Annotated in this window: 7 protein-coding genes; 2 read left to right on the top strand and 5 right to left on the bottom strand. The window is 35.0% G+C overall.

Annotated features, from left to right (window positions below):
* Positions 1-19: 19 nt before the first annotated feature.
* The gene (locus HRT72_09980) at positions 20-838 is read left to right on the top strand and encodes an OmpA family protein (GenBank protein ID NQY68034.1); all 819 of its coding nucleotides are present in this window, start codon (positions 20-22) and stop codon (positions 836-838) included.
* Position 839: 1 nt separating this feature from the next.
* Here HRT72_09980 and HRT72_09975 read toward each other — a convergent pair whose 3' ends face one another.
* Genes HRT72_09975 through HRT72_09960 form a run of 4 tightly spaced genes read right to left on the bottom strand, consistent with a single transcriptional unit; the run spans position 840 to position 5,221 of the window.
* Positions 840-1,034 carry a hypothetical protein gene (locus HRT72_09975; GenBank protein NQY68033.1) on the bottom strand — a complete coding sequence of 65 codons (195 nt, stop codon included), beginning with the start codon at positions 1,032-1,034 and terminating at the stop codon, positions 840-842.
* A gap of 19 nt (positions 1,035-1,053) precedes the next feature.
* Positions 1,054-1,854: a 3-deoxy-8-phosphooctulonate synthase gene (gene kdsA / locus HRT72_09970; protein NQY68032.1), complete on the bottom strand. Its 801-nt coding sequence runs from the start codon at positions 1,852-1,854 to the stop codon at positions 1,054-1,056.
* Between the two features lie 11 nt (positions 1,855-1,865).
* The gene (locus HRT72_09965; protein NQY68031.1) at positions 1,866-3,128 is read right to left on the bottom strand and encodes a hypothetical protein; all 1,263 of its coding nucleotides are present in this window, start codon (positions 3,126-3,128) and stop codon (positions 1,866-1,868) included.
* The gene (locus HRT72_09960; GenBank protein NQY68030.1) at positions 3,125-5,221 is read right to left on the bottom strand and encodes a hypothetical protein; all 2,097 of its coding nucleotides are present in this window, start codon (positions 5,219-5,221) and stop codon (positions 3,125-3,127) included. Before HRT72_09960 ends, HRT72_09965 begins: the two co-directional genes overlap by 4 nt.
* 129 nt (positions 5,222-5,350) lie before the next feature.
* Here HRT72_09960 and HRT72_09955 point away from each other — a divergent pair, with 129 nt between their 5' ends.
* Complete coding sequence (locus tag HRT72_09955) at positions 5,351-5,782, top strand: hypothetical protein (protein ID NQY68029.1); 432 nt, start codon at positions 5,351-5,353, stop codon at positions 5,780-5,782.
* Here HRT72_09955 and HRT72_09950 read toward each other — a convergent pair.
* Positions 5,776-6,463 (bottom strand): replication-associated recombination protein A (locus tag HRT72_09950; GenBank protein ID NQY68028.1); only part of this gene is annotated, 688 nt, incomplete at its 5' end. The genes HRT72_09955 and HRT72_09950 overlap by 7 nt on opposite strands.

Here is a 6,463-nt window from a genome sequence, read left to right as displayed (position 1 = left end):
GGGGGGGTTGGATATTTACATGTCTCGTAAGAATAAAGATGGTAATTGGGGTAAACCAGTCAATCTAGGTTATCCGATTAATACAAGTAAAAATGAAAATAGTCTACTTGTTGATGCAGAAGGACGTTTAGCGTATTTTGGATCTGATAGAGCAGGTGGATTTGGCGGGTTGGATATTTACTCTTTCCAATTATCGAAGGAAGTTAGACCTAATCTAGTAACATTTATGAAAGGTGTTGTATTTGATAAGGAAAGTAAAGTTCGCTTGGGAGTGAAGTTCGAGTTAGTTGATTTGCAGACGGATAGCATGATTGTTGAGTCTCGTTCGGATAAATCGAATGGGGAATTCTTGGTTCCGTTGCCTTCAAATGGAAATTATGCATTGAATGTTTCTGCTCCTAACTACTTATTTTATTCGGAGAACTTCAGTCTTAAAGAAAAACAATACAGCGAACCATTTTTAATGGATGTGCCATTGCAGCCAATAAAGAAGGGTGGTAATGTAGTATTGAAAAATGTGTTTTTTGAAACAGATGCCTTTAATTTAAAAGCAGAATCTAAAATCGAATTAGGGAAGCTTGTTGAGTTTTTGGAGATAAACAAAAATGTTATTATTGAGATAAGGGGTCATACCGATAATGTGGGTAGCGCAAGTCACAATAAGGAATTATCGACCAATAGAGCAAAAACCGTATGGGATTATTTAGTAACACATGAGATTTTTGAGGATCGAATTAGTTATAAAGGATACGGAGATGAAAAGCCAATTGCTTCCAATGATACAGAAGAAGGAAAGGCGAAAAATAGAAGAACAGAGTTTACAATAGTGAGTAATTAACTCACATTTGTACAAGATCCATTTTGCACACGTTGCATTTGCCTTCTGTATCTTTCCCGCTGCCTTGGCATTTCATTGGACATTGAAACGAAAATGTTTTTTCAACCTTACTTTCGGTTTGTTCTGTAGATTCTTTTTGTTCAGAACCACAGCTCATTACTAGAATTGTAAAAATTGATATTACTAAGTATTTCATAAGGTAATTTTTAAGTCGTTTATTTCAAGGCATTTTGAATAGTCAATAACTTAACTAATAGAGGTTCTAATAAATCGATCTGAAGCATATTAGCGCCGTCCGATAATGCTTCTTTCGGATTTGGATGAGTTTCTATGAAAATACCATCTACGTTATTAGCTATACCTGCCTTTGCAATAGTTTCAATCATACTTGGGTCACCGCCAGTAACGCCACTAGATTGATTTGGTTTCTGAAGAGAATGCGTAATGTCTAGGATAATTGGAACTCCTATGGATTTCAATTTTGGGATGTTCGTGAAATCAACAATTAAATCTTGATATCCGAATGAGTTACCTCTCTCAGTTACCATTACATTTTCATTGTCCGACATCCTTACCTTATCTACAGAGAATTTCATGGCATCGGCTGATAGGAATTGACCTTTTTTAATGTTAACAGTTTTCCCTGTTTTGGCGGCTGCTACAAGTAAGTTAGTTTGTCTACAAAGAAATGCTGGGATTTGAAGTACATCAGCAAATTCGGCAGCCATAGAAGCTTCTTCCGATTCGTGAATATCCGTTACGATAGGTAAATTAAAACTGTTCTTTACTTTTTTAAGTATTTCAATCGCTTCATGATCGCCTATACCCGAAAAGGAATCTAACTTAGAACGGTTGGCCTTTCTATAGGATGCTTTAAATACGAAGGGGATCGAATATTTTTCAGATAATGCTTTTATCCTTTCGGCAATTTGCATGGTTGTAGATTCGTTCTCTACTGCACAGGGTCCAGCTAGGAGCAGGAAGTTGCTAGATCCAGAATGACTTAAACCGTTAATATTATATTTCATTAAAATAATTTATGCAAACTTAAATAATAGCTGGTTCCTATCAAGCCATTTGAATCGAATAAAGCATCAACATCTGAGCTGCCCAATACAATAAGTATTTTTTTGAACGATGTTGATAGTTCTAAGCCAAGGTTAATTTTTCCGTAGCCGCCATATGCAATTTTAACGCCACCTAATATTTTATCCGAGAATTTGTACTTGTTTATAAAGTAGAAGTAGGGGATGTAGTTAGAGTTTAATTGATGTCTGAGTCCTATAGTAGAATAAATTTTATCGTTGGATAATTTCTTAGTTCCTTCTATTTGTATAATAGCAGGAAGGACAGTTGAAAAGCTTGATAGAGAGGCAGGGCCAAGTATGTTATTCTGGATGGAATCTTTGTTGATGTCGGTAAAAATTGAATCATTGATCGTTAATACATCTTCAATTTCTATTCCATCAAAATGAAAGCTCTCATTGTTCGTATAATTAGTTGAACTAGAGTTCCATTTTATCGTTCCAAAATCAGAGATAGAAATGTTAATATTATCACCATTCTCAAAGTCAATCTTTGTATAAATGTCTGTTGATATGCCAATACCATTCATGTCAAGAGCTCCGTTATTATCTTGGTCTGTGTATGAAATTGACCCATCCATTGAAAAATCGATGTACTCAGCTCTTTCTTGAGTATACAAGCTAGTTTGATCCGATAAATTAACAGAAATACCACTTCGTCCTTTAACCAATGCCAAGCCTAGGGCTGTTGTAATAGTTCTTTTTTCGTTAGAAATGCTTTTGAAGAATCCAAACTGAATTTGTTCGAATGCAATTCGTTGAAAGGATAAAGGTCCAAGGTTTGCTTCGATTCCAAGGAAAGGTTTATTTCCATAAAAGATAAGATCAAATACATCTTTTGTGTACGATATATCTAGATGGTCTCTTGTTTTGATGCCAATAAAATATCCAGCGTTACTGATTCCGAGGAACTCTTCTTTAGTCTCACCAAATACTAAACTTGTCTGTAGATCATATCCTGTGAGATTTTTTTCGCTTTTATGATTGGAGGAATTAAGATCTTTTAGCTCTGTACCTATCGAGCTTTCCTTGAGAAAGCTATTAGTAAGAGCATTGGAATTAATATCGAATCCTCCGTCGATGGTAATAAAACTTCCATTTTGATTGTAATCCATTTCTTCAAAACCATAATAGCGGTTTAGCTGAGAATATGATTGTAAGGATGACAATCCGAGTAATAAGAATGTAAATATTTTCCTTTTCATTTTATTGCGTCATCAACAGGATAAGTAAAATCACCAACTACCTTAACATCTATCCCGTAATCAGAATAAATTTTAGCTCCCGTACTGGACGACGATGTAGAAAAGTCTACAAAGATCATCATCTTATAAGTTTCGTACAGGTTATCAATTTTTTCTTTGCTCAAGGGTATGAATAATTCAGATTTCATTTTATCCTCTACTTTATTCGTAGACATGTCAATAACAGCTGCTTGGATGTTCTGCTTGGATGCAAATAAGGAGTCGATAATTACATTACTATTATTCATTAAATAAATTTGAACATTAGCTTCAATTGGAAATCCGTTGTCGATTATTAGATTAAGTGAGCCATTTTCAATTTTAGAAAGATTCTCATTTCTTTCCATCGTAAAATTAACCGTATCAGAGAGTACCAAGCCTTGCGCAATTACATTAAGAGGGATATTGAGGTTTAATTTTGTAGAAATTCCTGATCCATAATAAATAAAATCGGTGCCACTGTTTTGTGGAGAAGGAGGAGTAATGGTTGCTAGAGGGTTTATTTCTACTTGTGCTGAATAGCTAATTTGATTGGGGATTGTTTCAATAATTCCACGGGCATCATTATTAGGGAAAATCAAATAGGATGTTAGTGGTACAATTGGCAAATTATCCTCTGGTGATGCAACAGATACTGGGTCTAGGGATGTTGAAAACGAAGAGTTGTTGTTATCGTTTGTTGATGTAATATTAGTGATGGATGCAGAAATATTTACACCGATTTCATTTGATATTTCTAAATCTAAATTGATAGAGCTAAATGAAAGTGCATTTATAGGGCTGTTACTAATTTGGTTAAATAAGTCTAAATCAACAGTGTTTGGTCCGAAGGCATGAATGTCGTTTAATATGTGCCCTACGGCATGTTCTGGAACAATGTCTTGAATCGAAAAGTAAACTTCAACGGAGTCTTGTTTAGACAGTGAAGTTATTTCGCCAGTGTATTTTATATTACCCTCTAGTATATGATACATTGTGTTTATCTTATCTAAGTTCTGGCCTGTAAGATCCAAAGTGAATCCATCCAGTTTTGTAAACACACTATCAACAATGGATTTAGGAGGACATATAGCTGTTGCTCGAAATAGATTGCCGTTACTATCCCAAGAATTAGGAAGTACATATTCTAAAAACAATGTGTCTTCAAGTGTATTAACGATATTAAACACAAAATTCCCAGTTTTTACGGTCACTTCATTTAGCCATAAACCATCTAGACCAAATGACGTTTCTAATTCTCTGTAAATTATAGACTGCTCCGGGAAGATTGCAGTGGCACTCTCTATATCTAAATCGGACTGTGTTAAACTGAATATTATTCCATCTTCAAGTTCAATTGTAGGACAGACGGGAATACAGTCGGATGTCAAATCAAACGAGATAACGTTGAATATGATTTCACCCTCTACATATTGACCTGCAAGTGGGATTACATCAGAAGATGTGCCATATGCTTCAATTAAAGGGATTGTAACTGAGCCAAAGACAGACCCGTCGCTAGCATTTTGCAGTTCTATTGTTATGTTTTCTATATCGAGAGGTAGGTCGTTAGTGATTTCCATAGTTAATTCACCTTCATTGAAAGTTGCAGATTCGAAAAAACTACTGAAGTCTACATAGTTTGAAAAACTAAGATTTTGAAAAGCACTAATTTCGGCTGGCGTTAGCGGGTCCCCAACAAGAGATGCAAGTAAAAAGCCGAATAGTGGGTTTGATGTTCCTATCTCGGATAATGTAATAGAATCTACAGCACTGAAATCGGTAATTTCGATACTATCTAATTTTGCAACGTAAGAATAAGAAGTGTCTTCGATTTCCAATAGTGTATCTATCCGTAAAGTAAAAAGGTCTTGTTGATAGACAATGGTTAAAGAACTATCGCTTTCTGTCTGGACTAAAGTATCTGTTAATAGGTTCCCGATTTTTAAAGAAGTTGATACTAAAGGAGACATCACGTCGGCCTCCCATGATGGAATCGTAAGATCTCTTTTGCAGGAAAATTGCAAAAGCAGTGTTGCAAATAAAAAAAACAGTAACTCTTTTTTAAACATCATCGTATAGCTTTACCTGAATGGATTCTAAGTTAGATAAAAATAATTATCTATTGAGTTGATAGGTAATTATATGTAGTATGCTTGGTAATTTATATACTAAAATATTGCAGTTTTGTGCTGAGATATTAAATGAGAGCGAAAATATTTAACAAGACATTCTTTTATACATGGATAATTATATCCGTATTGATGTTCAGTATGTCATATTTATGGCACGGTTTGGTATTGAATGATTTTTTGAAAATACAATACCCTTTTAATATTTTTATTTCACTAGCAGTTGTGGTTTATATGTCTATAGGGGCTGTTATGGCTTCCGTCTTTAGTATTATGGAAGTGGAACAAAGCCATGTGCTTAAATCTATGTGTCTCGGGCTGGCAATAGGCTTTCTGGTATATAGTATCGTAATGCTATTTGGAATATCTTATAGAACGGACATTGATTTTACATACGTCGCGATAGATTTTACTTGGCAAATATTTGAGCAAGGAGTCGGAGGGATAGTACTTGGCTTGGTTTATAAGCAGGTAAAAATACTTGAAGAAAGGTGGGCTCAATAGTTGTATTTTCCTTTCCACAAGGAGTTTAAATACAGTTTTATTTCTTTTTCTCTACGGTTAGATCCTGGTTCGTAAAAAACAGTTTCTTTTATTTCTTCTGGTAGATATTCTTGTGAAGAAAAATTCTGATCAAATTCGTGCGAATACTTATATCCTTTCCCATAATCTAACTCTTTCATCAATTTTGTAGGTGCATTACGTAAATGCAATGGCACAGAAAGGTTTCCCGTTTTCTGAACTGCCGAAATGGCTTTGTTTATTGCCGCGTAAGACGAATTGCTTTTAGCGGATACGGCTAAGTATGTAGTTGCCTGAGCTAATATTATTCGACCTTCTGGCATTCCAATGTTTCTGATTGCTTCGAAGCAATCATTTGCAATTCCTAAGGCATTTGGGTTTGCATTGCCTATATCTTCAGAAGCCGCTATTACAAGCCTTCGCGCAATGAACTTCGGATCTTCACCTCCTTCAATCATTCTTGCCAGCCAATAAAGAGCTCCATTCGGGTCACTTCCCCTAATTGATTTTATAAATGCAGATATAATATCATAGTGTTGTTCTCCTGTTTTGTCATACAGGGCAATGTTCTGTTGGGCTACAGATGTTATTACTTCGTTTGTAATAATAATTTTGTCCTCTTCAAATGAGTTTATAACGAGTTCAAAGAGATTCAGAAGCTTT

Source organism: Flavobacteriales bacterium (assembly GCA_013214975.1).
Taxonomy (GTDB): Bacteria; Bacteroidota; Bacteroidia; order DT-38; family DT-38; genus DT-38.
Note: the sequence above shows the minus strand (reverse complement) of the source record. Positions and strands in the feature narration are given on the sequence as shown.

Coding starts and splice junctions, on each gene's coding strand:
- HRT72_09960 (NQY68030.1), bottom strand. CDS start 5,221: ATGATGTTTAAAAAAGAGTTACTGTTTTTTTTATTTGCAACACTGCTT.
- HRT72_09965 (NQY68031.1), bottom strand. CDS start 3,128: ATGAAAAGGAAAATATTTACATTCTTATTACTCGGATTGTCATCCTTA.
- HRT72_09975 (NQY68033.1), bottom strand. CDS start 1,034: ATGAAATACTTAGTAATATCAATTTTTACAATTCTAGTAATGAGCTGT.
- HRT72_09980 (NQY68034.1), top strand. CDS start 20: ATGTCTCGTAAGAATAAAGATGGTAATTGGGGTAAACCAGTCAATCTA.
- HRT72_09955 (NQY68029.1), top strand. CDS start 5,351: ATGAGAGCGAAAATATTTAACAAGACATTCTTTTATACATGGATAATT.